The organism is Rhodococcus sp. NBC_00294 (assembly GCF_036163995.1).
In the GTDB taxonomy this organism is placed as follows: domain Bacteria; phylum Actinomycetota; class Actinomycetes; order Mycobacteriales; family Mycobacteriaceae; genus Rhodococcoides.
Window position 1 is genome coordinate 3,736,482 of the sequence record NZ_CP108043.1, and the last position, 22,365, is coordinate 3,758,846.

The following is a 22,365-nucleotide window of genomic DNA, read 5'->3' on the forward strand; positions in this document are numbered from 1 at the left end:
GGTCACGCGGACCGTTCCTCTCTCGCGGTGTCGGGCGCGGAGTCCGCGTGCCCGGTGGTACCCGTGCCGCGCACCCGCGGCACACAGATGTGGATCTCGGAACCCTGCCCGGGTGCGGACCGCACCCGCACCGAGCCGCCCCGGCGTTCGATGCGTGCCCGCACACTGCGCGCCAGGCCCTGGCGATCCTGCGGCACGCTGTCCGGATCGAATCCGCACCCGCGGTCGCGGACGAAGACCTCGACGGTGTCGCAGCCCGCCTCGGCGTACAGGTCGACGGAGGTCACCCCGGAGTGCTTGGCGGCGTTGACGAGTGCCTCGCGCGTGGCTCCGAGCAGAGCAGTGGCGACCTCACGGTTCAACCCCGAACTCTCGACCGGCTCGTCCAGGGCCACGTCGCCCACGGTCACGGGATCCACGGTCACACCGTAGTGGTCCTCGACCTCACCGGCGATGGTGGCCAACGCGCGGACGAGAGATGCGTGGTCGTCCCGGTCTCCCCCGAACAGCCACTTGCGCAGCTCTCGTTCCTGGCTGCGCGCGAGGCGCATCACCTCGGCGGAGTCGGTGGACTGCTTCTGGATCAGAGCGAGGGTCTGCAGCACGGAGTCGTGCAGGTGCGACGCGATCTCCTCGCGTTCGTCGTTCCGGATGCGTGCCGCGCGCTCGTCACCGAGGGCGCGCCACAACCGCATCCAGAGCGGGACGGTGAGCAGTACCGCCCCGACCAGCGTCACGACGACGGCGAGCAGGGACGACTGCAGCGCCCGCACGTCCACGCGGGCGACGAGCACGACACAGAGCCCGATGATCACGAGCGTGACCCCGGCGACGATGCGCGCCCACCCGAGTACCGACGTGCGTGCGTGCCGAGGCCGGGTGTCCGCCGTCCGGGTCCCGGCCGCGTCGAACTCCCGCCACACCAGCGCGGCGCCGAGCGCGACGACGACGACAGGGGCGATGATCGTGGACGAGCTGCCCGTCAGCCCCGACCCCAGCGCGACGGCGCCGCCGATCCCGAGGGCGATCAGCCCGTACGCGCGACGCTTCTCCGAGCGGTCCGGCCTGCGGACGTCGGTACCCGCGGAGGTGAAGATCCACAGCAGTCCGTAGGCGACGGCACCGGCGCCGGCCGCGGCGCACAGCACCGCGAAGACGACCCGCACCCGGAACACGTCGACGTCCAGGTGATCGGCGACACCGCCCGCGACACCGCCGACGACACGTCCGGCGGCACGGCGACGGAGCGCCGGCGTCGGCAACGGCGGACGGCCGGGGGGCTCCCGCGTGTGCGGAGGCTGTGCGGGCAGGGTGGACACGCCTCGATACTGGCACGGCTCACGGCTCCGCGGTATCGGGGTTCTCCCCCATCTCGGTCGAGTCGCACGACGCGTGGACACCGGCGAAATCAGGGTTCGCCCCGATGTGCCGGGACGCCTCGGCAGCCCAGGATGTATCCATGACCCACGCCACCGCGTCCGCCCAGCTGTCCGAGATCTGGCGAACCCGACCCGTGCGCCTGCCCGATCAGGGCCCCGGTGCCGGTGTCGCCGCCGGAATCGGGCACCGCTACCGCGTCGACCCCGTTCTCGTCCGTGTCGCGTTCGTCGTCTCCACCCTGTTCGGTGGATCCGGCCTGGTCCTGTATCTCGCTGCCTGGCTGGTGCTTCCGCGCCGCGGCGATGTCGTGTCGCCGGCGGAGTCGCTGCTCGGCCGCGGCCGCACGTCGGACTCCCACACGACGGCCGTGGTGCTGTCCGTCGCTCTCGTCATCTCGGTCCTCACGGTCGGACCACTCGGAATGGGATCGGGGCTGGTGTCCACGATCGCCATGCTGGGGGCCCTGTACCTGCTGTTCCGTCGGACTCCGAGCGCGCCGACACCGGCCGAGCTCGCCGGCGCTCCCCTCTCCGCGCACGATCCGGCCGCACAGCAGTGGAACGCCTACTCGACGCTCCCCGACCAGTACGTACCGGAACCCGCCGCCCACCCCGCGCCCGTCTCGTTGTCGAAGGACGACCCGGACACACCGTCCACTCCGCCGCCGCCGAGCTGGGATCCTCTGGGAGTCGCCCCGTTCGCCTGGGACCTCCCCGAACCGGGTCGGCCCGTTCTCCCGGTCCCCGCACCGACGCGGAAGTCGCACCTGACGTCCACGGTGATCGGCCTCGCCATCATCGCCTCCGCTGTGACCATCGGCATCGGCGCCGCCACGGGCGCCGCCGTCGTGACCGCTCCCCGTGTCGGCGCGGTGGCGCTGACCGTCGTCGGCATCGGACTGATCATCGGCGCGTTCCTGCGGCGCGGCTACGGCTTGCTCGTTCTCGCGGCCCCGCTCGCCGGGTTCGTCCTCGTGTCGTCCCTGGTCGACGTGCAAGACCTGCGCGGTGTCGAGTCGCCGAACATGGGCAACGTGACGATCGCGCCCACGTCGATGGCCGCGCTGGCGCCCGCGTACGAGTCCGGTGTGGGGAACTTCGTCCTCGACCTGCGCGGGCTCGACCTCACCGAGGACCGCACCGTGACCGTGGAGAAGGCCGTCGGCAACACCGAGATCCTGCTGTCACCGACCATGAACGTCGTCACCGACTGCAGTAGCGCCGTCGGCAACGCGAACTGCATCGGCGCCGGCGGGGTCGACGGCGGATCCGACGGGACGGCAGGACCGACCCTGACCATCGAGGCCAGCACTGCGCTGGGAAATCTGGAGGTGCACCGTGACCGATGAGACCGGACACGATACGAGCGGTACCGATCGCCGCGGACCCTCACCGGTCCTGCTGATCGCCGGAGTGGCGGCACTGCTGCTGGCGATCCCGACGCTCGTCGGCGCGGACCCCACCGCGATCGTCGCCGGCGCCGCGTCGGGCTGGACCCTGGTGATCGCCGCGATCGTCGTCGGCGTGGTCCTCGTCCTGGCACCCGTCAGGCGACGGAAGTCCCGCTCGCAGTAGGGCTCTCGCCGTTCGACCGCAGGCGGTCCGCCGCCGGGCTCACTCCCATTCGATGGTGCCCGGCGGCTTGCTCGTCACGTCGAGCACCACCCGGTTCACCTCGCGCACCTCGTTGGTGACCCGGGTGGAGATCCGTTCGAGCACGTCGTACGGCAGCCGGGTCCAGTCCGCGGTCATCGCGTCCTCGCTCGACACCGGACGCAGGACGATGGGATGGCCGTAGGTCCGGCCGTCGCCTTGCACACCCACACTGCGGACGTCGGCGAGCAGCACCACGGGGCACTGCCAGATCTGGGAGTCCAGACCCGCCATCGTCAGCTCCTCGCGGGCGATGGCGTCGGCGTGGCGCAGCGTCGCCAGGCGATCGGGCGTCACGGATCCGATGATGCGGATGGCCAGGCCCGGGCCGGGGAACGGTTGCCGCGCCACGATCTCCTCGGGCAGGCCGAGCTCCCGGCCGACGGCGCGGACCTCGTCCTTGAACAGCAGCCGGAGCGGCTCCACGAGCGAGAACTGCAGATCCTCGGGCAGACCGCCGACGTTGTGATGGCTCTTGATGTTGGCGGTACCGCTCCCGCCGCCGGACTCGACCACGTCCGGGTAGAGCGTGCCCTGGACGAGGAAGTCGATCGACTCCCCGTGCGCCGCACTGTCACCCAGTTCCGCGCTCACCGCACCCTCGAACGATCGGATGAACTCGCGGCCGATGATCTTGCGCTTGGTCTCCGGATCCGAGACGCCGTCGAGCTCGCGCAGGAAGGTGTCCACGGCGTCTACCGTCACCAACCGGGCGCCGGTGGCGGCGACGAAGTCCTGCTGGACCTGCTCGCGCTCTCCCGCTCGCAGCAGTCCGTGATCGACGAACACACACGTCAGTCGGTCACCGATCGCGCGCTGCACCAACGCCGCGGCGACCGCCGAGTCGACACCGCCGGAGAGACCGCAGATGGCCCGGCCGTCGCCCACCTGCTCGCGCACCTGTTCGACCAGTGCGTCCGCGATGTTCGCCGCCGTCCACGTCGGCGCGATGCCGGCGATGTCGTGCAGGAAACGGGACAGCACCTGCTGACCGTGCGGGGAGTGCAGGACCTCCGGGTGATACTGCACCCCGGCGAGGCGTCGTGCCCGGTTCTCGAAGCCGGCGACGGGGGCGCCGGCACTGGTCGCCACGACCTCGAAGCCCTCGGGAGCTTCGGTGACGGCGTCGCCGTGACTCATCCACACGGGCTGCGTCGACGGCAGCCCGTCGTGCAGCGTTCCGCCGGAGACGTCGATGTCGGTGCGCCCGTACTCGCGGGTGCCCGTGTGGGTGACGGTGCCTCCCAGCGCGCCCGCCATTGCCTGGAACCCGTAGCAGATACCGAAGACCGGGACGTCCAGGTCGAACAGCGCCGGATCGAGCTGCGGCGCACCTTCGGCGTAGACGCTCGACGGACCACCGGACAGCACGATCGCCGCGGGCTTCTTCGCCGCGATCTCGTCGACCGTCATCGTGTGTGACACGACCTCGGAGAACACCCGTGCCTCACGGACGCGCCGCGCGATCAACTGGGCGTACTGCGCGCCGAAGTCGACGACGAGCACCGGATTCGCGTTCTCGAGGGGCGGGACGGGATCCTGCTGCGGGGAGTCGGTCACGCGCACAGTCTAGAGAGCGCGTCCGCCCTCATGCCGCGCCGGTGCTGCCCGCGTGGCTGGCGACCCGCGTCGAGGACGGCGGCGTACTCGTCGGCGTCCGGATCTCGACGATGGGCAGCACGAGCGCCGCCGGTGCGTGCGCGGGAACCACCGGGCTGCGGGGTGCGATGGGTTCGATGCGCTCGTACGGCAGTCCCTGCGCGGGCCGAAGGTCCTTCTCCCCCTTGTTCGGCCACAGCGACGCGGCCCGCTCGGCCTGCGCGCTGATGGTCAGCGAGGGATTGACGCCCAGGTTGGCGGACACCGACGAGCCGTCGACGATGCTCAGCGTCGGGTAGTTGTGCACGCGGTGGTACGGGTCGATGACGCCGTTCTCGACGTCCTCGGAGATGACGCAGCCGCCGAGGAAGTGGGCGGTGAGCGGGATGTTGAAGACTTCTCCCCACGTCCCGCCGGCGATCCCGTCGATCTTCTTCGCGATGCGCCGGGTGGCCTCGTTGCCCATCGGGATCCACGTGGGGTTCGGCTCGCCGTGTCCCTGCCGGCTGCTGACGTGGCGACGCCCGAACGGACCACGCTTGGTGAAGGTGGTGATGGAGTTGTCGAGGTTCTGCATCACCAGCGCGATGATGGTGCGCTCGCTCCAGTGCCGCGTGTTCATCATGCGCAGGAACCGGACGGGGTTCTTGACCACCTCGGCGAGGAACTTGAGCCACCGCGGGGTGCGGCCGCCGCCGTCCGTCATGAGCGTCTGCAGCAGGCCCATCGCGTTGGAGCCCTTGCCGTAGCGGCACGGTTCGATGTGCGTGTCCGCACTGGGGTGGAACGACGACGTGATCGCGACACCGCGGGTGAGGTCGATCGACGGGTCGTAGGTCAGCTTGCCCGCGCCGACGATGGACTCCGAGTTGGTGCGCGTCAGGCGCCCGACCGTGGGCGAGAGGTTCGGCAGTGAACCCGTGTCGCGGAACTTGTGCATGAGCTGCTGGGTGCCCCACGTACCGGCGGCGAGGACGACGTGCCCCGCGGTGTAGGTGGCACGGCCCTTGCGCAGGCGCGCGCCGGTCCGCTCGGTGGACACGACCCACGAACCGTCCGGTCGCGGTGTCAGGTCGGTGACGGTGGTCATCGGCACGATGTCCGCGCCGGCCTTCTCGGCGAGGCCGAGGTAGTTCTTGAGCAGCGTGTTCTTGGCGTTGTGGCGGCAGCCCGTCATGCACTCGCCGCACTCGATGCAGCCGGTGCGGTCCGGGCCCATGCCGCCGAAGTACGGATCGGGCACCGTCTTGCCGGGCTCGTCGCCGAAGAACACGCCGACGGGCGTCTGAATGAAGGTGTGGCCGACGCCCATGTCGTCCGCGACGGACTTCATGACGTGGTCCGCCGGGGTCATGTGCGGGTTCTGCACGACACCGAGCATCTTCTGCGCCTGCTCGTAGAACGGCGTCAGCTCGGAGTGCCAGTCGGTGATGTGCGACCACTGCTGGTCCTGGAAGAACGTCCGCGGCGGCTGGTAGAGCGTGTTGGCGTAGTTCAGCGACCCGCCGCCGACGCCGGCGCCGGCAAGGATGAGGCAGTCACGCAGCAGGTGGACGCGCTGGATGCCGAAACAGCCCAGCTTCGGCGCCCAGAGGAACTTCTTCAGGTCCCAGCTGGTCGCCGCGAAGTCGTCGTCCTCGAACCGACGCCCGGCCTCGAGAACGCCGACCGAGTACCCCTTCTCGACGAGCCGCAGCGCCGTGACACTGCCACCGAAGCCGGACCCCACGACGAGGACGTCGTAGTGCGGGGTGGCGCTCGTCGTGGTTGCGTCGCTCATCGAGACCTCCTGATAGACCCGGACGTGATCGGCACCACGATACCGTACGTGTGAATCCGGGTGACAGGAACTGGTCGCGACTATCCGCGGATGTTGAGGCCCACCTTCTGGAACTCCTTGAGATCGGAGTAGCCCGACTTGGCCATCGACCGTCGCAGGCCGCCGACCAGGTCCAGCGAACCGAACGGGTCCGTCGACGGACCGGACAGGACGCGGTCCAGCGACGGACGGTCCTCGCCGAACGACACGGGCAGGAACGCACCGCGCGGCATCGACGGGTGCGCCGCTGCCGACGGCCAGTACCAGCCGCGGCCGGGAGCCTCGTCGGCCAGGGCGAGCGGTGCGCCGAGCACGGCGGCGTCCGCACCGCAGGCGATGGCCTTCGCGAGATGACCCGATGTCGAGATCCCGCCGTCGGCGAGCACGTGCACGTACCGGCCGCCGGTCTCGTCCAGGTAGTCACGACGGGCGGCGGCGGCGTCGGCGATCGCGGTGGCCATCGGGACACCGATACCGAGGACCTCGCCCGTGGTGGTGGCACCCTCGGTGGATCCGTACCCGACGATGACACCCGCGGCGCCGGTCCGCATCAGGTGCAGGGCGGTGCGGTGGTCGCTCACGCCGCCGGCCACGACGGGAACGTCGAGCTCGGCGATGAACGTCTTCATGTTGAGCGGTTCCTCGCTCGGGTGCCCCACGTGCTCCGCAGAGATGATCGTGCCCTGCACGACCAACAGGTCGATGCCCGCGGCCACCAGTGCCGGAGTCAGCGACCGTGCGTTCTGGGGACTGACGCGCACGGCGACCGTGACACCGGCCTCCCGCACCTGCGCGACGGCGGCGGCCAGCAGATCCGGCTGCAGGGGTGCGGCGTGGAGCTTCTGCAGCATCTTCACCGGCGCGTCCGCGTCGACGTCCGATTCCGCGAGCTCGACGAGCTGATCGATCACCGACTCCACGTCGGCGTGGCGGCTCCACAGGCCCTCACCGTTGATGACGCCGAGGCCACCGCGCTTGCCCAGCTCGATCGCGAACGACGGAGACACCAACGCGTCGGTCGGGTGCGCGACGATCGGGATGTCGAAGCGGTAGGCGTCCAGTTGCCATGCCGTCGACACCTCCTTCGACGACCGGGTACGCCGGGACGGGACGATGTCCACGTCCTCGAGCTCGTACGTCCGTCGAGCCGTGCGGCCCATGCCAATTTCCACCAGGTCGCGCACGCGCGTCCTCTCTCGTAAGCCTCCCGGACCTCGTGGGTCGGGAGGCGCTCGACTCCGGCCGGAATCGAGTCAGCGGGCAGTGTAGTTCGGTGCCTCGACGGTCATCGTGATGTCGTGCGGGTGGCTCTCCTTGAGTCCGGCAGAGGTGATCTGCACGAACTGCGCCTCCTGCAGCTCCTCCACCGAGTTCGACCCCGTGTAGCCCATCGCGGCCCGCAGTCCGCCCGTGAGCTGATGGATGACCTGGGACAGCGGGCCTCGGAACGGCACGCGCCCCTCGATGCCCTCGGGCACCAGCTTGTCCTCGGCCAGCACGTCGTCCTGGAAGTAGCGGTCCTTGGAGAAGGACTTCGTCGCGCCGCGTCCCTGCATGGCGCCCAGCGAACCCATGCCGCGGTAGCTCTTGAACTGCTTGCCGCCCACCAGGATCAGCTCACCGGGCGACTCGGCGGTGCCCGCGAGCAGGGATCCGAGCATCGCGGTGGAGGCGCCGGCGGCGAGAGCTTTGGCGATGTCACCCGAGAACTGCAGTCCGCCGTCGGCGATGACGGGCACACCGGCGGCCTTGCACACCGCGACCGCCTCGAGGATGGCCGTGATCTGCGGGGCACCGACGCCGGCGACGACGCGGGTGGTGCAGATGGAACCGGGACCCACGCCCACCTTCACGGCGTCCGCACCCGCCTCGACCAGGGCGCGCGCTCCCGAGCGGGTGGCGATGTTGCCGCCGACGACCTGGACACGCTCGCCCACCTCGGCCTTGATCTTGCTGACCATCTCGAGGACCTGGGAGTTGTGCCCGTGCGCCGTGTCGACGACGAGCACGTCGCACCCTGCCTCCGCGAGAAGCATCGCGCGGGACCAGGAGTCGTCGCCGACGCCGACGGCGGCACCGACCAGCAGGCGACCGTCGCGGTCCTTGGTGGCGTAGGGGTGCTGCTCGGTCTTGACGAAGTCCTTGACGGTGATCAGACCGGTGAGCCGGCCGTGTCCGTCGACGATGGGCAGCTTCTCGATCTTGTGACGACGCAGCAGGCCCAGCGCGGCGTCGGCCGTGACACCCTCGCGCGCGGTGACCAGCGGAGCCTTGGTCATGACCTCCGCGACGGTGCGGTTCTGGTCGACTTCGAACCGCATGTCGCGGTTGGTGATGATGCCGACCAGTTCGCCGCGCTCGTCGGTGACGGGCAGGCCGGAGATGCGGAACTTGGCGCACAGCGCGTCGACCTCGGCGAGCGTGTCCGACGGCGAGCACGTCACCGGATCCGTGACCATGCCGGCCTCGGACCGCTTGACCACCTCGACCTGCGCCGCCTGATCGGCCGCGGACAGGTTGCGGTGCAGGACGCCCATACCGCCGGCGCGAGCCATGGCGATGGCCATGCGTGCCTCGGTGACGGTGTCCATGGCGCTGGACACCAGGGGGACGCGCAGCCGGATCTCGCGGGTGAGCTGGCTGGACGTGTCCACCTTGCTCGGAATGAGATCCGATGCGGCGGGTATGAGGAGAACGTCGTCGAAGGTGAGGCCCAGCATGGCAACCTTGTTCGGGTCGTCGCCACCGGTGCGGACACGGGTCGCCTCGACGCGGGCGGTCGAGTCCTCTGCGGCGGTCACGGGCCTGTCGGGGGTACTCATACGGATCGGGCCCTCCTGAGCTGCGGTCGATCGATGTGCGAGCCGGGGACTTCCCTCGTCCGCTCGCGGTACATCGTATCGGTCCCCCGCCCGGCGCAGGTCACCCCGTGCGCCGGAGGCCGCCGGACCCCCGCGGAGCCGTGTAGCGCTGGCGCAGACCGGCACTTGCTGCGTACCGTGGACGTGTGCGCGATCAACTGCCTCCAGGTCTGCCGCCGGATCCCTTCGCCGGCGATCCAGCCGACCCCTCGGCCGCCCTCGACGCCATCGAGCCCGGACAGCCCCTCGATCCCCAGGAACGCCTGGCGGTCGAGGAGGATCTCGCGGATCTCGCCGTTTACGAGGCACTGCTCGCCCACCGCGGCGTGCGAGGCCTCGTCGTGTGCTGCGAGGACTGCCAGCAGGACCACTACCACGACTGGGACATGCTGCGCGCGAACCTGCTGCAGCTTCTCGTCGACGGCACGGTGCGTCCCCACGAGCCCGCGTACGACCCGATTCCCGACGCGTACGTCACGTGGGACTACTGCCGCGGATACGCGGACGCGTCCATGAACGACGCGCTCCAGGGCGACGGGTACGACTCCTAGGGCGTCGGCGCGCGACACCACTTCACGACGAAGGCCCGCAGACAGTGTCTGCGGGCCGTCGTCGTGCACGTGGTCGGTGACTCGAGGTCAGTTGGGCACCACGGACGTGTCCGGGGTGACCGCCGCCGTCGTCGACGGCACGGGCATCGGTGCCCGCAGGATCTCCGGCGGGACGGTGACCGTGGTAGTGGGCGCCTGCGGGAAGAACGGCAGGTCCGTCGGCAGCGGAATCCCCGGCAGTTGGATGTCCGTCGGCAGCTGCGGGATCTCCGTCGGGAGCGGGATTTGCGGGAGCTGCAGGCTCGGATCGACGGGGATCTCCGGGATGACGTCCTGCGGCACGGTCGGCACCGTGGTGACCGGCGGGGTCGGCAACGCCGGCGGCGGAACGGCGGCCGGCGCTGTCAGCTTTGCCAACTCGTCCGACAGGCGCGTCCACCACATCTGCAGCTGGGCACGCTCGTCCTCGTCGCGGATGCTCTCCGTGCGCTGTGCGGCCTCGGCCAGACGAGTCTTGGCCGTCTCCGCGTCACCACGAGCGAGCAGATCCTCGACCTCCTGCAGCGCCGACGTGGTATCGACCTGCGCGACCGTCGAATCGGCCTGCTGGGTGAAGACGACCTCCTTCACCTTCCACAGGGGATCGCCCGGCATCGCGCTGTACGAGAACGCCGTGACACCACCCGCGAGGAACGCGACGGCGGCCGCGGCACCGGCGACGGGACGCAGGAAACGCATGCGGCTCCGCGTGCGCTGACGGTGCAGCGCGTCCTCGGCCAGCGCGAGATCGATCGCCGCGGCGACCTGATCGAGATCGGGACTCTCGGGGAGCGGGTCGGCGAGGATGTCGGAACGCCATTCGGCCAGCAGGCTGGCCAGGCGATACTCGTCGGAGTCGACGGTCGCGACGGGACCGTCGCTCGCGATCGCATCGATGAGCGCGTCGTCACGGCGCACGGCCATGATGTCGACGGGGCCGGACGACTCGAGGTCGTCGACGGCTCGGGGATCGACGCCACCTGCGCCGGAGGCGTCGGGGCGGCCGGTGGCTCCGTGTCCGGAGGCGCCGTGCCGAGAATCTCCAGCGCTGCCGCGCCACGAGTCCCTAGCCATACTTGTCACCTGCTCCCACTACTTCGTTCTTCAGCTTCGCTATTGCCCGGTGCTGCGCCACACGAACGGCGCCTGCGGTACTACCCACGGCGGCGGCCGTCTCCTCTGCCGACAACCCGACCACCAACCGGAGCACCAGGATCTCGCGGTGCTTCTCCGACAGCGTCGACAGCAGTTCGTTCATGCGGCGTCCTGCCTCCGAATCCAGCGCCCGTTGCTCGGGGCCGTCCTCGATGGACATGACATCCGGTACATCGGCCATCGGTTCGGATTTGTTACGCGACGAGCTGCGATGGGCGTCCGCGACCTTGTGCGATGCGATCCCGTACACGAACGCCATGAAGGGGCGGCCCTGGTCCTCGTAGCGCGGCAGCGCTGTCATGACCGCGAGGCACACCTCCTGGGCGACGTCGTCAGCAGACAGCTGACCCCTCTCACCTGCACCGACGCGCGCGCGGCAGTACCGGACCACGATCGGCCTGATGGTTTCGAGGACGACGGAGAGAGCCCTTCGGTCGCCGCGAGCAGCTGCGGCGACGGCCGAGTCCAGCCCCTCACCCGTGGCAATCATCGTCAGAGTGTTTCCCACCTCACATCGGGCCCGCTCCGGAATCGAGCGCGCTTCCTCCCGGTCCCCGACGGCCCGGTGCGGAACCTCTCAAGGATAGTCGCCGCCCGACGCGGCTCGACCGAACCGTACGGTTCGGTCACGAGAATTGCCCACCGCGTGACCGGATCGCAACCTCGAACACCCGTCGGACAGCGCCGGCGTCGCGGTCACCGCACGCTTCGGACAGGCAGGCGGAGGCCCACGCGAGCGGGAGCAGGTCGGCGGCGACGGCGTCGTCGCGCACCGAGCGCGCTGCCGTCGCGGCGACGGAGTGGTCACCCGCCACCAGCAGGGCCGCGGCGTGCACCACACGGGACTTGACGAGGTGCCGCGGCGACCGGAACTCCCGTGCCGCCCGAACGGATGCCTCCGCCGCGTCGAGGGCGCGCCGCGCGTCACCCGACGCCATCGCCACCTCCGCACGGACCCACAGCACGCGGAGAGACACTCGCTGGTGCCCGGGCCGGGTGGCGAGCACCGACTCCGCCCGGGCGAGGAGGACGTCGGCCCGCGCGAGGCGGCGGGGACCGATGGCATCGGCGGCGAGACCGACGAGGGCGTCGACGGCGGCGTCGACGTCGATCGCCCGGCGCGGACCTGTCCCACGGGAGAAGCCGCTGTCGACGAGCGCCGCGCCGTCACGCACCGCGGCGTCGGTGTGGCGGCCGAGTTGGCGCAGCAGCGACCCCTCGAGGCTCGCGCTCAGGGACCGCACGGCCGGATCGGCGTCGCGCCGCAGCGACCGGGCCCGGGTGAGCGAGGCGGCGTACCACCCGCGGGCCCCGGCGTCGACGGCCTCCGACCACCGTGTCAGGGAGTCCGGACCGGGCACGGGAGGACACGAGGACTGCACGGGAAACAGAATAGTCTTCGGGCGTTATCCAGGAATTTACACACGAAATGTCACGACATTTCCGGGCACAGTGTGTCGGTGTCTTGTCGACGATGTGACAGGGACATTACGAGGACTCCCCTACCGGCTCGACACCAGAGAAAAGTGTCGTCCGAGTTAATTAATGCCTGCTCGGAGTATGCAGATCACCACGATCGAGACTGTTGACGGTGAAACTCGCCCGGCTCTACGGTTGCGACAGATCGTGAACTGCACCAGAAGAATTCACGACCGTGCGTGAGAGTCCTAGGAGTACACAATGCCCCAGCCCAATCACCTTCCCGGACCCAATGCCGATATCTGGGATTGGCAGATGCACGGATCGTGCCGCGGCGAGGACTCGTCGATGTTCTTCCATCCCGATGGTGAACGAGGACGAGCGCGAGCGCAACGCGAGATGAAGGCCAAGGAGATGTGCCGCGCGTGCCCCGTCCTCGCCCAGTGCCGGAGCCACGCGCTCGCCGTGAGCGAGCCGTACGGCATCTGGGGCGGCATGTCCGAGACCGAGCGAGAGGTCTTCGCGCGGCGCAACCGTCGCCGTCTGGCCTCCTGACCCCACCGACGAGCGAGGCCCCACCGGACAGTGTCCGATGGGGCCTCGCTCGTCGAGAGGGTGGTCAGTGGTTGTGGCCGTGACCGTGGCCGCCCTCGTCCTCGACGACCTCGGGCTTGTCGACGACGGTCGACTCGGTCGTGAGGATCATCTTCGCGACGGACGCGGCGTTCACCACGGCCGAGCGAGTGACCTTGACCGGGTCGATGACGCCGTCGGCGACCAGGTCGCCGTACGTCAGCGTGGCGGCGTTGAAGCCGGTGCCGTCGTCCGCGTCGACGAGCTTGCCGACGACGACGGAACCGTCGATACCGGCGTTGCTCGCGATCCAGTACATCGGGGCCCGCAGCGCGAGGCGCACTGCCTCGACGCCGATGGCCTCGTCGCCCGTCAGACCGAGGTGGTCCTTCAGGCCGCGGCTGGCGTGCACGAGTGCGGCGCCTCCACCGGAGACGATGCCTTCCTCGACAGCTGCCTTGGCGGCGTTGACGGCGTCCTCCACGCGGAACTTGCGCTCCTTGAGGTCGGTCTCGGTGGCGGCACCGACCTTGATGACCGCGACTCCGCCGGCCAGCTTCGCCAGACGCTCCTCGAGCTTCTCGCGGTCCCAGTCGGACTCGGTCGCCTCGATCTCGCGACGGAGCTGTCCGACGCGGTCGGCGATGGCCTCCGCGGTGCCCGCACCCTCGACGATGGTGGTCTCGTCCTTGGTGACGACGACGCGGCGTGCGCTGCCGAGCAGGTCGAGGCCCGCATCCTTGAGGCTGAGGCCGATGTCGGAGTTGATGACGGTGGCACCGGTGACGATGGCGAGGTCCTCGAGGAACGCCTTGCGGCGGTCTCCGAAGAACGGCGCCTTCACCGCGACGGCCTTGACCGTCTTGCGGATCGAGTTCACGACGAGCGTGGACAGTGCCTCGCCCTCGATGTCCTCGGCGATGATGAGAACCGGTTTGCCCGACTCCGCGATCTTCTCCAGGAGCGGCAGGAAATCGGGAAGGGACGAGATCTTCTCGCGGTACAGCAGGATCTGCGCGTCCTCGAACACCGCTTCCTGACTGTCCGGATCGGTGACGAAGTACGGCGAGAGGTAGCCCTTGCCGAACTGCACGCCCTCGGTGATGACGAGTTCGGAGACGAGCGAGCTCGACTCCTCGACCGTCACGACACCGTCGGCGCCGACGCGGGTGAGCGCCTCGCCGACCATCTGGCCGATGACCTCGTCGCGGGACGACACGGTGGCGACCTGCGCGATGGACTTCTCGCCCTGCACGGGAACCGCGGCGGCGAGCAGTGCCTCGGACACGTGCTCGACGGCCTTGGTGATGCCGGCGCCGAGCGCGATGGGGTTGGCACCGGCGGCGACGTTCTTGAGCCCCTGCTTGACCAGGGCCTGTGCCAGTACCGTCGCCGTCGTCGTACCGTCACCGGCGACGTCGTTGGTCTTGGTGGCGACGCTCTTGACGAGCTGTGCGCCGAGGTTCTCGAAGGGATCCTCGAGGTCGATCTCACGGGCGATGGACACGCCGTCGTTGGTGACGGTGGGACCACCGAAGGCTTTGGCCAGCACCACGTGCCGGCCGCGGGGCCCGAGGGTGACCTTGACGGCGTCGGCGAGCTTGTCGACGCCCCTCTCGAGGCTGCGTCGTGCGACCTCGTTGAATTCGATTTGCTTGGACATGTGGCCTACCAACTCCTCATCAGTACGGCGTGACGCATTCCGCCCCGGGTCCTCGAGACAAGGACACCGGGGCGGAAGGCGTGGGGCTTACTTGGAGATGACTGCCAGCACGTCGCGTGCGGACAGGATCAGGTACTCCTCGCCGGCGTACTTGATCTCGGTGCCGCCGTACTTGCTGTAGATGACGGTGTCACCCTCTTTGACGTCGACAGGGATGCGATTTCCCTTGTCGGTCACTCGGCCTTCACCCACGGCCACCACGGTGCCCTCCTGGGGCTTCTCCTTGGCGGTGTCGGGGATGACCAGGCCGGAGGCGGTCGTCGTCTCGGCCTCGACGGCCTGGACGAGGATCTTGTCCTCGAGCGGCTTGATGTTCACGCCTGCCACGATGAGCCCTCCACTTTCACGATTGTCGGTCCGGGGCTGGTCCCCGGCACGGATTGTGCTGGTGTTCGTCCTGCTGGGTACTGCTCTGGTTCACGACGCACGATTGCGGTGGCCCGTCGTCGCGGGTGCCGGGTCACTGAACCTGTCGTCGACTAGCACTCTATACACGCGAGTGCCAGCACTCAACCTTCACGAGTGCACATTCTCGTGTCGCGTCGAGGACGCCATCGCCTCGCGGACCAGAGGCGCTACCTCGCGGCCCAGAAGTTCGATGGAGCGCAGCACCGTCTCGTGGGGCAGCGTGCCGACGCTGATGCGTCAGACGGATGCGCTCGGTCCGCGCCGCGATCGCCGCGAGCACGACGGCGGGCGCGGACGCGGCGAAGTCCTCGCGGTGATGCTCACCGACGCCGTACACGTCCAGTCCCACCTCGTCGGCGAGCTGGGCCTCCTCGACCACCTCGCGCAGTCGTCGACCGTGGCCGCGCACCTCCTGGACTCCCTCCTCCGGGTAGGTCTCGGCGAAGGTGGTGATGCCGATCTCGACGCTCGCAGACACGGTGACGCGCCCCTTTCTCACTTTCGTGACGTCTCGTCATTGCACTGGTCAGGAAGGGGTTCGGTGTCCCTCCGCGGCCGGAACCAGCGCGGGATGTGCACTATTTCCGGCGGAGTTCGGTAACATTCGTATAACGGCAGCGTAGGAACGACCGCCCGAGGAGGTGCATGCACGTGTCGGACACACAGCAGGAGAGTGTGGTCCCCGAACCCACCATCGGGGTCTCGGCAGGATCCGAGGTGGTGTGCTGCGCCGTCCTCACCACCGCTCCCGACGGCACCGAGACCTTCGACTACCGCACCGTGACCGCCGAGGGCGCCCGCTCCGACATTGGTGACCTGGTCGCCACCTCGCTCGATCTCGCGTCCCACCACCTCGTCGACGACGACACCCGCCCCGCCACGTCGGGCGGACGTATCGCCGTGGCGCATCGCGGCGGCCTCGGATCGCGGTCCATTCTGTCGGCGACCCGTCGTCATCACGTGACGGACGACCATCTGGTGACCGACACCGACGCTCTGCTGTGCTGGCTCCGGCACACCGGCGAGGTGGCGCGGTACGGCCACGTCCTGCTCGTCGACGTCGGCGCCTCGGGCACCACCACGACGGTGATCGATCAGGTCGACGGCACCGTGCGCGCGGTCCGGCGCACCGACGAGGTCAGCGGAGCCGTCCTCGACGCGCACCTCCTCGCCCTGACCGCCGAGAGGCTGCCCGCGGTCACCACTTCGGATCGCCCGGTGGTCGCGGCGCGTCTACGCACGGCCAAGGAGCAACTGTCCTTCCACGAGTCCGTCACCGTGGATCTGCCCGGAGCCGAGACGCTCACCGTGACTCGCGCCGAGATGGTCGTCGCCATCGCCGCACCGTTGGCTGCGCTGCGCGAGCTGGTACTCGAGGTGCTCGACGAGGCCGGCCCGACCGCGCGTCCCGAGGCGGCCGCCGTGGTCGGCGGCGGCGCCCACGTGCCCGCCGTGGTCGAGACCATCACCCACGCCGCCGACGTGCCCGCGGTGCCGACGCCCGAACCCGATGCCGCCGTGGCCAAGGGCGCAGCCCTGCTGGCCCGCGACCTCGGCCACTCGGTGCTGCCCGCGTCCACCCGGCCGCCCACCTCGATCGCCGGGGGCCTGCGAACGGTCGGGCTGCTCGCCGCGGCGTGCGCGGCCATGGCCGTCGTGCTCGCGTACGGCGTCCAGGCCCTGACCCCGTCGAGCGAGCCGGCCGTCACCACGGTGGCCACCTCGGAACTCCCGAACTCCACCACGGAGGAGACGGCCACCAGCGCGTCGGCACCCGAGGCTGCGCCGCCGGCTCTGACCGGTGGCTGGGAGGACGACGCGCCGGAGCCCACGGCCGCGGAACCGTGGCCGACGACCGACTACACCTACACCCCCGAGGTGCGTCCCTACCCGACTCGCTCGTCGTCACCGTCGGCCACGGCGACGACGACCGTGGCGCCGCCGACATCCACCACCCCGACACTCCGCCCGGCTCCCGATCTTCCGGTCATCGTCCTGCCGGACGTTCCCGGAATCCCGCCGTGGTGGACGGACCTGACCAGTGTGCTGCCGACCCCGCCGGTGACGACGCCGGAGAGCACGCCCGAGTCCGGATCGACACCGGTGTCGCCCGCGCCCGGTGCCGTGGTGCCGGAGTCCGTGCTCCCCGAGGGCCTCGTTCCCGTACCGACCACGTCCGCTCCGGCGGTCACACCATCGACTGCACCACCCGCCTGACGGGCCGTCAGACGACCTGGCTGACCGAGACGGGCAGGCCCGGATCGGTCGCCGCCGTCAGTGGTGACGGCTCGGCTCCGGATGCAGCGATGTGCGCCCCGAGCGTGGCGATCATGACGCCGTTGTCGGTGCATCGACGCGGAGTGGGCACGCGCAACGTCACCCCGGCCGTGGCGCACCGCTCCTCGGCGAGCGATCGGATACGCGAGTTCGCAGTGGCACCGCCGCCCAGGACGAGGGTGCCGATCCCCCGGTCGGTCACAGCGCGCAGCGCCTTCATCGTCAGGACATCGGCGACGGCCTCCTGGAACGACGCGGCCACGTCGGCCACCACGATCGGACGGCCGGCGCGCTGCGCCGACTCGACGTGGCGAGCCACCGCGGTCTTGAGGCCGGAGAACGAGAAGTCGTAGCGGGAGTCGCGTGGTCCGGTCATGCCGCGAGGAAACGCGACGGCGCGCGGATCACCCTCTGCGGCGAGCGCGTCGAGCACGGGACCGCCGGGATACCCGAGTCCGAGGAGCCGGGCGACCTTGTCGAAGGCCTCTCCCGCCGCATCGTCGACGGTGCTGCCCAGTTCGACGATCGGTTCGGCGAGGGAGGACACCTCGAGCAGGTGCGTGTGTCCGCCCGAGACCAGCAGCGCGACACACTCCGGCATCGGGCCGTGCTCGAGGGTGTCCACCGCGACGTGACCACCGAGATGGTTGACCGCGTAGAACGGCACGTTCCACGCGGCCGCGTAGGCCTTCGCCGCCGCGACACCGACGAGGAGCGCTCCGGCGAGGCCCGGTCCGATGGTGACGGCGACGGCGTCCGGGCGACGGATGCCCGCCTGCGCCAACGCTCGTCGCATCGTGGGCACGATGGCCTCGAGGTGTGCGCGCGATGCGATCTCGGGGACGACACCACCGAAGCGGGCGTGCTCGTCGACACTGGACGCGACCTCGTCGGCGAGCATCTCGCACGTGCCGGTGCCCGACGCGTCTCCGGTGTAGCGGACGATGCCGACACCGGTCTCGTCGCACGAACTCTCGATCCCCATGACGATCACGGGTGACCACCTCTCGTAGTCGGGGCGGGCCTGGTCATGGTGTACGCGTCCGCACCGCTGGGCTGGTAGTAGCGGCGGCGCGTCCCGACGATGTCGAAGCCCGCCCGGCGGTACAACTCGATGGCCGACTCGTTGTCGGTGCGCACCTCGAGGAACACCGGACCGCCGTGCAGGTCCGCCTCGTGCAGCAACGCGTCGAGCAGTGCCCTGCCGATACCGCGACGCTGCGCGGCGGGATCGACGCCGATGGTGTGGACCTCGGACTCGGTGTCCTCGCCCTTGCCCAGCAACGCGATCCCGGCGTACCCGACGGCCCGACCGTCGTCCTCTCGCACGACGAAGTACCGCACGTGCGGGCCGCGCAGTTCCTCGACGAAGGCCGATGCGGGCCAGGGCCCGTCGGTGGGGAACAGCACGGCCTCGAGCTCCGCGCACCGGTCCGCGTCCTCGACGCGCATCGGTTCGACCGTGCCGATCATGCGCGGGTCTTCGCCGCTCGATCGGCCGTCGCGACCGCGTCGGGACGCCGGAGATACTGCGGCACCAACGACGTCGGCTCCGCGCCGGAGCGCAGCGCCTGCGCGGCCACGGCGACGAGGCATTCCGGGGACGGACTCTCGACCGGTTCCACGGGCAGGTCCACCAGATCGACGTGCAGTGCCGATCCGGCCACCACCGTCGACTCCCCCACGACGATGTCCGCGGCGGGCGAGACGAACGGTCCGGCGACGCGCTCGGCGCCGCGGAACCGTGCCCAGTACACCTCCCGGCGACGCGCATCCGTGACGACGAGGACCTCGCGATCACCGGGCACGGCCGCGGCGATGGCATCGAGACTGCCGACACCGTGCACCGGGATGCCGAGGGCGTCACCGAAGGCGGCTCCCGTCGCCATGCCCACGCGCAGGCCGGTGAACGGCCCCGGTCCGGTGCCGACGACGACAGCGGACAGGTCGTCCGCGCTGATGCCGGCGTCGGCGAGGCACTCGAGGATGTGTGGGGTGAGAACTTCGGCGTGCTTACGGGCGTCGACGGTGACGCGCGTCGCGAGCGGCTGCGGGCCGGTGTCGTCGAGCCGCACCACCCCGGCCGTCACGGCGGGAGTGGAGGTGTCCACGGCGAGTATCAGCACGGGGATCCAGATTACCCGTGCTCACCCGATCCACTGCCACGTGGCGGTGCGGACGTCGGACTCCGGCTCGCGCCGCAGCCGGATCAGCAGGTGCCGGTCGGCGAGGGCCTCCGCGATGCCCTCGCCCCACTCCACGACGACGACGGAGTCCGCCAGCTCGGTGTCGAGGTCGAGGGCGTCGAGCTCGTCCATCGCCGAGGCGCCGGTTCCGAGCCCCAGCCGGTAGGCGTCGACGTGCACGAGCCCGGGGCCGGTGTCCCCGCCGGCGCGGTGGGTGCGCGCGATCATGAACGTCGGCGAGCTCACGCGGCCGAGCACGCCGAGTCCGCGGGCGAGACCCCTCGTCAGCGTCGTCTTACCTGCGCCGAGGGGTCCGTCGAGCACCACGACGTCGCCCGCTTCGAGCTCCGCGGCGAGGCGCTCGCCCAGGAGCTCGGTGTCCTCGGCCGTCGAGAGGACGGCCTCCCCCTCGACCGGCACCGCGTCAGCCAACGGTTCGCCTCGTCGGTTCGGCGCGGACCCGTCCGTCGCGTGCACGCTGTACCAGACGGTCCAGGGCGTCGTTCACCTCGTCGGGGAACTCGAGCTGCACCAGGTGACCGGCGCGGCGGACCCGGACCATCTCGGCGTGCGGGAGCGCGTCGGCCAGCTGCTCGGACTTGTCGAACGGGATGACCCAGTCGTCGTCGCCGCACAGCACCAGGGTCGCCGTGTCCGCGATGACGGGCAGCGCCTCCAGTTCGTCGTGCAGCTCGAGCGCCTGGAGAAAGTTGACCATCGTCACCACCGAGGTGTCGTGGATCATCTGCTCGGCGAACGCCTCGAGGGCGGGACTGACCGCGGTGCCGAACGACGCCGCGCGCAGCACCGGGGCGATGACCCCGCGCACGACACCGCGGCCGAACTGGACCGCACCCGGAGCGGTCCGCACCGCGAGCCGGAACGCGTCGACGGCCGGATTCTGGAGGTTCCGTCCGAGACCGGTACGCGCGAGACCCGCTGCGGTGGTGGACATCAGCGCGACTCCGACGACCCGCTCGGCCACCGCGTCGGGGAACTGGCGAGTGGCCGCCAGCACCGACATGCCGCCCATCGAGTGGCCCACCAGCACCAGCGGCCCACGCGGTGCGACGGCCCGGATCACGTCGGCGAGATCGATGCCGAGGCGGGCGATGTCGCACTCGTCCGGCGAGACGTCGCCGGATCGGCCGTGACCGCGCTGGTCGTAGAACACCATCCGCACGTCGTCGCCCCACCGGCGGGCGAGCTCGCGACGCTGGTAGTGCCAGCACTCCATGCGCAGGCAGTACCCGTGCACGAACACCACGGTCAGCGGCGCCTCGAGTGGACCGACCTCGCGCACCGCCAGCGGCACTCCGTCTCCGCTGGCGACGACGCACCCGCGATCGAACTCCATCGACTCGAAGTCCTCGCGCCGACCGGCGTCGGGCACCGGCGGGCCCACCCGGCGCCGCACCGCCGTGATGCCGGCCACGGCGGCCACGGCCGCGATACTCGCCGCGCCCCCGGCCATTCCGGCGAGACGGGCGCTGATCACGAGACCCCTCCGGCGAACGTCCGTCGTACTCGACCGCGGATACCGGTCACCACCTCGTAGTTGATCGTGTCGAGCGTCTCCGCCCAGTCCTGGGCCGTGGGCTCCCCGTGGTCGCCCGGTCCGAAGAGGTACGCGGTGTCCCCCTCGGCGACGTCGGGACGGCCGGGTCCGAGGTCGACGACGATCTGGTCCATGCACACCCGGCCCACCGCCGGATACCGCACGCCGTGGATCGACACCTCGTATCGGTTCTTCAGCGCACGCGTGATGCCGTCGGCGTAGCCCACGGGCAGCAACGCCACCGTCGTGTCGACGGGAGCGATCCACTCGTGGCCGTAGGAGACGCCGTCGCCGGCAGCCACCCGCTTGAGCAGGATCACCGTGGCGCGCAGCGTCATGACGGGGCGCAGTCCGAACCATCCGAGATGGGGTGCCGGGGACAGGCCGTACAGCGCGATGCCCGGTCGGACCATGTCGTAGGCCAGGTCGGGGCGGGTCAGGGCACCGGCGGAATTGGCGATGTGCCGTACCTCGGGTGCCACGCCCGCTCGGGCCATCGCGCCTGCGGCGGCGTCGAAGCGCTCCTTCTGCCGGTCGTTGATCGGATCGCCGGGCACGTCCGCATCGACCAGATGGGAGAACAGGCCGCGCACGCGCAGCGCGCCACCACGCTGCTCCGCCACCAGGGCGTCGACGGCCGCGTCGAACTCGTCCGCACCCACCCCGTTGCGATTCATGCCGGTGTCGAGCTTGAGGGACACCACGGCGGGACGGCCGACACGGCGTGCGGCGTCGGCGACCTCCGCTATCTGACGGGGCGAGGACACGCCGATCTCGACGTCCGAGTCGATCAGTCCCGTGAAGTCGGTGCCGGGGGCGTGCAACCAGCACAGCACCGGCGCCGTGAGACCCGCGGCGCGCAGTCCGAGCGCCTCCGCAGCCGTGGCGACACCGAGTTCGCGAGCACCGGCCGCGAGCGCCGCCCGCGCGACCTCCACTCCGCCGTGGTTGTAGCCGTCCGCCTTGACGACGGCCATCACCGCAGCATCGCCGGCGTGCTCGATCAGGATGCGGGTGTTGTGCGCGACGGCGTCCAGATCGATCAGCGCCTCGGCCTGCGGGCGAGAAGTCGGAGCCGGTGCGACCGGACTCGTCGGCACCTCCTGCGCGCTGTTCACCGGCGTCATTCTGCCATCGACACCCCGCACCGACGTGCGGTGGCGGG

The 22,365-nt window shown here is 70.3% G+C and carries 21 protein-coding genes and 1 pseudogene; 5 read left to right on the forward strand and 17 right to left on the reverse strand.

The genetic code is table 11. From position 1 onward, the window contains the following. Positions 1-2 precede the first annotated feature (2 nt). A complete protein-coding gene (locus OHB23_RS17370) occupies positions 3-1,310 on the reverse strand; it encodes a sensor histidine kinase (RefSeq protein ID WP_442973047.1) in 1,308 nt (435 codons plus the stop codon). A gap of 149 nt (positions 1,311-1,459) precedes the next feature. On the opposite strand from OHB23_RS17370, the gene OHB23_RS17375 reads away from it, so the two are divergent. Then, positions 1,460-2,728 (forward strand): PspC domain-containing protein, encoded by a 1,269-nt coding sequence (locus OHB23_RS17375; protein ID WP_222638123.1) that lies wholly within the window; start codon positions 1,460-1,462, stop codon positions 2,726-2,728. After that, a complete protein-coding gene (locus tag OHB23_RS17380; RefSeq protein WP_056442488.1) occupies positions 2,718-2,954 on the forward strand; it encodes a hypothetical protein in 237 nt (78 codons plus the stop codon). Before OHB23_RS17375 ends, OHB23_RS17380 begins: the two co-directional genes overlap by 11 nt. 39 nt (positions 2,955-2,993) lie before the next feature. On the opposite strand, the gene guaA is transcribed toward OHB23_RS17380, so the two are convergent. The 4 genes from guaA to guaB all read right to left on the reverse strand — a co-directional run bounded on the left by guaA (position 2,994) and on the right by guaB (position 9,170). Next, positions 2,994-4,592, reverse strand: a complete 1,599-nt coding sequence (gene guaA, locus OHB23_RS17385) for a glutamine-hydrolyzing GMP synthase (protein ID WP_056442621.1) — start codon at positions 4,590-4,592, stop codon at positions 2,994-2,996. 28 nt (positions 4,593-4,620) lie between these two features. Continuing rightward, a complete protein-coding gene (locus tag OHB23_RS17390) occupies positions 4,621-6,411 on the reverse strand; it encodes an FAD-dependent oxidoreductase (RefSeq protein WP_051612917.1) in 1,791 nt (596 codons plus the stop codon). An 80-nt stretch (positions 6,412-6,491) separates the two neighbouring features. Further along, complete coding sequence (locus tag OHB23_RS17395) at positions 6,492-7,634, reverse strand: GuaB3 family IMP dehydrogenase-related protein (protein WP_027503786.1); 1,143 nt, start codon at positions 7,632-7,634, stop codon at positions 6,492-6,494. Between the two features lie 69 nt (positions 7,635-7,703). After that, entirely contained in the window at positions 7,704-9,170 is a 1,467-nt protein-coding gene (gene guaB, locus OHB23_RS17400; protein ID WP_027503787.1) for an IMP dehydrogenase, read from the reverse strand. Positions 9,171-9,457: 287 nt separating this feature from the next. Between guaB and OHB23_RS17405 the strand changes: the two genes are divergently transcribed. Then, complete coding sequence (locus OHB23_RS17405) at positions 9,458-9,862, forward strand: DUF5319 domain-containing protein (protein WP_027503788.1); 405 nt, start codon at positions 9,458-9,460, stop codon at positions 9,860-9,862. 87 nt (positions 9,863-9,949) lie between these two features. Here OHB23_RS17405 and OHB23_RS17410 read toward each other — a convergent pair whose 3' ends face one another. The 3 genes from OHB23_RS17410 to OHB23_RS17420 all read right to left on the reverse strand — a co-directional run bounded on the left by OHB23_RS17410 (position 9,950) and on the right by OHB23_RS17420 (position 12,438). Continuing rightward, the gene (locus OHB23_RS17410) at positions 9,950-10,975 is read right to left on the reverse strand and encodes an anti-sigma-D factor RsdA (protein ID WP_328810010.1); all 1,026 of its coding nucleotides are present in this window, start codon (positions 10,973-10,975) and stop codon (positions 9,950-9,952) included. After that, on the reverse strand, positions 10,968-11,546 hold the full coding sequence (locus OHB23_RS17415) for a sigma-70 family RNA polymerase sigma factor (RefSeq protein WP_027503789.1): 579 nt from the start codon (positions 11,544-11,546) through the stop codon (positions 10,968-10,970). Before OHB23_RS17415 ends, OHB23_RS17410 begins: the two co-directional genes overlap by 8 nt. A gap of 136 nt (positions 11,547-11,682) precedes the next feature. Beyond that, positions 11,683-12,438 carry a hypothetical protein gene (locus OHB23_RS17420; RefSeq protein WP_328810011.1) on the reverse strand — a complete coding sequence of 252 codons (756 nt, stop codon included), beginning with the start codon at positions 12,436-12,438 and terminating at the stop codon, positions 11,683-11,685. Positions 12,439-12,736: 298 nt separating this feature from the next. Here OHB23_RS17420 and OHB23_RS17425 point away from each other — a divergent pair, with 298 nt between their 5' ends. Further along, positions 12,737-13,030 (forward strand): WhiB family transcriptional regulator, encoded by a 294-nt coding sequence (locus OHB23_RS17425; RefSeq protein WP_037183820.1) that lies wholly within the window; start codon positions 12,737-12,739, stop codon positions 13,028-13,030. 64 nt (positions 13,031-13,094) lie between these two features. Here the strand turns inward: OHB23_RS17425 and groL are convergent, their stop codons facing one another. The 3 genes and pseudogenes from groL to OHB23_RS17440 all read right to left on the reverse strand — a co-directional run. Continuing rightward, entirely contained in the window at positions 13,095-14,711 is a 1,617-nt protein-coding gene (gene groL, locus OHB23_RS17430; protein ID WP_027503791.1) for a chaperonin GroEL, read from the reverse strand. Positions 14,712-14,798: 87 nt separating this feature from the next. Further along, positions 14,799-15,098: a co-chaperone GroES gene (gene groES / locus OHB23_RS17435; protein ID WP_027503792.1), complete on the reverse strand. Its 300-nt coding sequence runs from the start codon at positions 15,096-15,098 to the stop codon at positions 14,799-14,801. Between the two features lie 316 nt (positions 15,099-15,414). After that, positions 15,415-15,588 (reverse strand): annotated as a pseudogene (locus OHB23_RS17440) (LLM class flavin-dependent oxidoreductase); the annotation flags it as partial. A gap of 242 nt (positions 15,589-15,830) precedes the next feature. Here OHB23_RS17440 and OHB23_RS17445 point away from each other — a divergent pair. Continuing rightward, positions 15,831-17,396: an Hsp70 family protein gene (locus OHB23_RS17445; protein WP_222627316.1), complete on the forward strand. Its 1,566-nt coding sequence runs from the start codon at positions 15,831-15,833 to the stop codon at positions 17,394-17,396. A 7-nt stretch (positions 17,397-17,403) separates the two neighbouring features. Here OHB23_RS17445 and tsaD read toward each other — a convergent pair whose 3' ends face one another. The 6 genes from tsaD to alr are packed head-to-tail and all read right to left on the reverse strand — an operon-like array spanning position 17,404 to position 22,327. Beyond that, positions 17,404-18,450 carry a tRNA (adenosine(37)-N6)-threonylcarbamoyltransferase complex transferase subunit TsaD gene (tsaD, locus tag OHB23_RS17450; RefSeq protein WP_328810012.1) on the reverse strand — a complete coding sequence of 349 codons (1,047 nt, stop codon included), beginning with the start codon at positions 18,448-18,450 and terminating at the stop codon, positions 17,404-17,406. Further along, a complete protein-coding gene (rimI, locus tag OHB23_RS17455) occupies positions 18,447-18,929 on the reverse strand; it encodes a ribosomal protein S18-alanine N-acetyltransferase (protein ID WP_307093471.1) in 483 nt (160 codons plus the stop codon). Before rimI ends, tsaD begins: the two co-directional genes overlap by 4 nt. Further along, a complete protein-coding gene (gene tsaB / locus OHB23_RS17460; protein ID WP_285188593.1) occupies positions 18,926-19,582 on the reverse strand; it encodes a tRNA (adenosine(37)-N6)-threonylcarbamoyltransferase complex dimerization subunit type 1 TsaB in 657 nt (218 codons plus the stop codon). Before tsaB ends, rimI begins: the two co-directional genes overlap by 4 nt. A 21-nt stretch (positions 19,583-19,603) precedes the next feature. Beyond that, positions 19,604-20,062, reverse strand: a complete 459-nt coding sequence (gene tsaE / locus OHB23_RS17465; RefSeq protein ID WP_328810014.1) for a tRNA (adenosine(37)-N6)-threonylcarbamoyltransferase complex ATPase subunit type 1 TsaE — start codon at positions 20,060-20,062, stop codon at positions 19,604-19,606. Between the two features lie 4 nt (positions 20,063-20,066). After that, complete coding sequence (locus OHB23_RS17470; protein ID WP_027503799.1) at positions 20,067-21,116, reverse strand: alpha/beta fold hydrolase; 1,050 nt, start codon at positions 21,114-21,116, stop codon at positions 20,067-20,069. Positions 21,117-21,136: 20 nt separating this feature from the next. After that, entirely contained in the window at positions 21,137-22,327 is a 1,191-nt protein-coding gene (gene alr / locus OHB23_RS17475) for an alanine racemase (protein ID WP_442972992.1), read from the reverse strand. Positions 22,328-22,365: the final 38 nt, after the last annotated feature.